At 59.6% G+C, this 3,247-nt stretch carries 2 protein-coding genes and 1 pseudogene; all 3 read right to left on the bottom strand.

Annotated features, from left to right (window positions below; translation table 11 throughout):
• Nucleotides 1-25 precede the first annotated feature (25 nt).
• Complete coding sequence (locus GHO03_RS23975) at nucleotides 26-1,612, bottom strand: arylsulfatase (protein WP_095000495.1); 1,587 nt, start codon at nucleotides 1,610-1,612, stop codon at nucleotides 26-28.
• Nucleotides 1,613-1,663: 51 nt separating this feature from the next.
• Nucleotides 1,664-2,749, bottom strand: a complete 1,086-nt coding sequence (locus GHO03_RS23970) for an HAD family phosphatase (RefSeq protein WP_256668769.1) — start codon at nucleotides 2,747-2,749, stop codon at nucleotides 1,664-1,666.
• Nucleotides 2,746-3,247 (bottom strand): annotated as a pseudogene (locus GHO03_RS23965) (BatD family protein); the annotation flags it as partial. The gene GHO03_RS23970 and the pseudogene GHO03_RS23965, both read right to left, overlap by 4 nt.

Below are 3,247 nucleotides of genomic sequence, written 5' to 3'. Positions count from 1 at the left end.
GCAAGCCCGCTCCCACAGGGCAGGTTTACTGCGCTGGCTGATTTTTCATTTTTTCCGCAATCTTGGCGTCTACCGCTGCCCGTACCTGATCGATACTGAAGCTTGGCGGCTTCTGGCTCGGCGGGTAATCGACGAAGGTTTCCAGGAAGTTGGCCGCCTTCATGATTGCCAGTTCGTTCAAGTAGACGTTTTTCGTGCTCCAGTCGTAATACTGATCGGAGACCACGTCAGCCCGTTCGAACGGGTCCATGCGCAGGTTGAAGATTTTCGGCACCCGCAGGCATACGAAAGGTTCGCTCCAGACCTTGAAGCCGCCCGGTTCGCGTTGCTCGCAGAACACCACTTTCCAATTGTCGAAACGCATCGATACCAGCATGCCGTCATCGTTGAAGTAGTAGAACTCGTTGCGGTTGCCCTTGGGTTGTTCGCCGGTCAGGTACGGCAGCTGGTTGAAACCGTCCAGGTGCACCTTGAAGTTGTTGCCACCTGCCACCGGGGCCCAGCCCTTGAGCAACTTGTCTTTGACATCGGCATCGCCAGCCACCGCGAGCAGGGTCGGGAACCAGTCCAGCCCCGAGAACATCTCGTTACTCACTTCGCCAGCCTTGATTTTCCCCGGCCAGCGCACGATTGCCGGAACACGGAAGGCACCTTCCCAGTTGGAGTTCTTCTCGTTCCGGAACGGCGTGGTGGCCGCGTCCGGCCAGGAGAACTGGTTCGGCCCGTTGTCGGTGGTGTAGACCACGATGGTGTTGTCGGCGATTTTCAGGTCATCGAGGGTTTTCAGCAGTTTGCCGACGTCGCCGTCATGCTCAAGCATGCCATCGGCGTACTCGTTGCCGGGCATACCACTCTGGCCCTTCATCGAGTCGCGCACGTGGGTAAAGACGTGCATGCGCGTGGTGTTCATCCACACAAAAAAAGGCTTGTCGGCCTTGGCCTGCTTTTCGATGAACTCCTGCGCGGCCGCGGTGGTTTCGTCGTCGATGGTTTCCATGCGCTTGGCGGTCAGGGCCCCGGTGTCTTCAATCTTGCCGTCGGCAAAACTGTGGATCACGCCACGGGGCGAGGTGGCCTTGACGAAAGCCGGGTCATCCTTGGGCCAGTACGGGCGTTCGGGTTCTTCTTCGGCATTGAGGTGGTAGAGGTTGCCGAAAAACTCGTCAAAACCATGATTGGTCGGCAAGTACTCGTCGCGGTCGCCCAGGTGGTTTTTACCGAATTGTGCAGTGGCGTAGCCCTGGGATTTGAGCGCCTGGGCGATGGTGATATCGCGCTTTTGCAGGCCTACCGGTGCTCCCGGTATGCCGACTTTGGACAGGCCTGTGCGCAGCGGCGTCTGCCCGGTGATAAACGACGAGCGCCCGGCGGTGCAGCTGTTCTCTGCGTAGTAGTCAGTGAACATCATGCCTTCTTTGGCAATCCGGTCGATGTTGGGGGTTTTGTAGCCCACCACACCCATGGAGTAGGCGCTGATATTGGACTGGCCAATGTCATCACCAAAGATCACCAGGATATTGGGTTTTTCGGCGGCCACGGCGGTGGCGGACAACGCCATCACCGAAGCCGCCACGAGGGCTAGCCGGGGGAACCACTTGGCTGTTCGAGTCATGCAACTTGCTCCTTGTTGACCTGGTTGGTGCACTGCTGACGGCTGTTTTTCTTATTGCTGTTGCTCGTTGGCACTGGTCTCGAACGGGTAGATCCGTCGCCATTGCGACGCCATATCGACGATAGTCCAGTCCTGCTGTTTTGCCTGATCGAGCGCCTTGTCCAGGCGGCCGATTTTCGAGTCCTTGTCATAGGCCCATTCGCGTTTGGCGTCGGTGTGATGCACCAGCCCCATCAGGCGCGGGCCGTCGCCGGCGGCGGTCCACTGGAGCATCTGCAGGTCGCCGTCGGAGTTGCCGAAGGCGAGGATCGGTCGGCGGCCAATCACGCTGTCGATACTTACCGGCTTGCCGGGGCCGTCATCGTTGTGGGCAATTTTGGCGGTGCGCAGGATTGACGGTTTGCCGTCCTTGACCTGGTATTCGGTGACAAACGTGGAACCGATCACGTGCTCTGGCGGTATGCCATAGACCTCCTCGGCAAATACGCGCATAAAGCCGGTATCGCCGCCGGACACGATGTAGGGCTTGAATCCCTGGCTGCGCAGGTAGGCCAGCACTTCCAGCATCGGCTGGTAGACCATCTCGGTGTAGGGCTTGCCGCTGGTGGGGTGGCGTGCGCTGCTTAGCCAGCGCTGGACGTTGTCGCGGAACTCATCGGTGGTGAGCCCTGCGTGGGTCGTCATGAAAATGTTCAGCAGGCCCTCCATGCCGCTTTCGGCCAGGGCTTTGTGGTCGTTTTCCAGCACCGCCTTGAACGGTTGCTGGTCTTTCCATTCCGGGTGTTGGGGGGCCATGCGTTTGATTTCGTCGAAGGCAAACAGCTCCTCGAAATAACCAGGTTGCTCGCTCCACAGGGTGCCATCGTTGTCGAACACGGCGATACGCGCTTCGGGTTGTACAAAGCCCTTACTGTCTGGCGTGGTAACCGTCTCGACAAATTCGATGATGCTTTTTTTCGCCGGCCCTTGGTTCCAGGAGGGCAACGGGTCGGCAGCCAGGGCGAACAGGGGCAGGGCGAATAGCAGAGTCGCTGCCGTTCTTGCCGAGATCCTTTTGCTCCAGTGGGAGCGAGTCTGCTCGCGAAGGCCATTCGCGAGCAGGCTCGCTGCCACGGCTACAGTTTTTTGTTTATTCATTTTTGGAAGTCCTTTTCATGTCTTGGGTTGAGCGGGCGCAAACCATAGTTTTTGCGCGGCGGGCGGTTGTGTTTCCACTGACGCATGGCATTGAAAGCGTGGAGCAAGCGCCGCCGGTTCACAGAGAGGGCAACGGCCAGCAGCAATAACCCGATGCCAACCAGCAACGTGGCGGGCAGCCGCAGCCGGCTGGGTTGGCCCATTTGCCTGAGGTCGTCAACGATCGAGAACACCGGGGTGTAGCTGCTGCTGGCTGTGGCCTTGAAGGTGACGGCCGGGAGTTCGCCGAAACGGATTTGGCGGTTCACGCTGTCCCACCATTTGACGCGGATTGCCGGCAGCTCGAAATCGCCTTCGCGCTCGATGCGATAACTGACCCGGTCAATGCGCTGACCGCCATTGAAACCGCCCCGGCCGTCGTCCAGATTGCTCACCTGCGGGGTCTGCGGGTAGGCACCGAGTCCGGCCACCGAGCCCCGGGGCGGAGCGGGCAGGGCC

It is taken from the genome of Pseudomonas sp. FSL R10-1339, from assembly GCF_009600545.1.
Lineage (GTDB): Bacteria > Pseudomonadota > Gammaproteobacteria > Pseudomonadales > Pseudomonadaceae > Aquipseudomonas > Aquipseudomonas bubulae.
The sequence above is the reverse complement of the archived record's forward strand: the minus strand, read 5'-3'. Positions and strand labels throughout refer to the sequence as shown.

Bases quoted from the DNA above. Each gene is read 5' to 3' on its own strand.
- GHO03_RS23970 (WP_256668769.1), bottom strand. From the start codon at position 2,749: ATGAATAAACAAAAAACTGTAGCCGTGGCAGCGAGCCTGCTCGCGAAT.
- GHO03_RS23975 (WP_095000495.1), bottom strand. From the start codon at position 1,612: ATGACTCGAACAGCCAAGTGGTTCCCCCGGCTAGCCCTCGTGGCGGCT.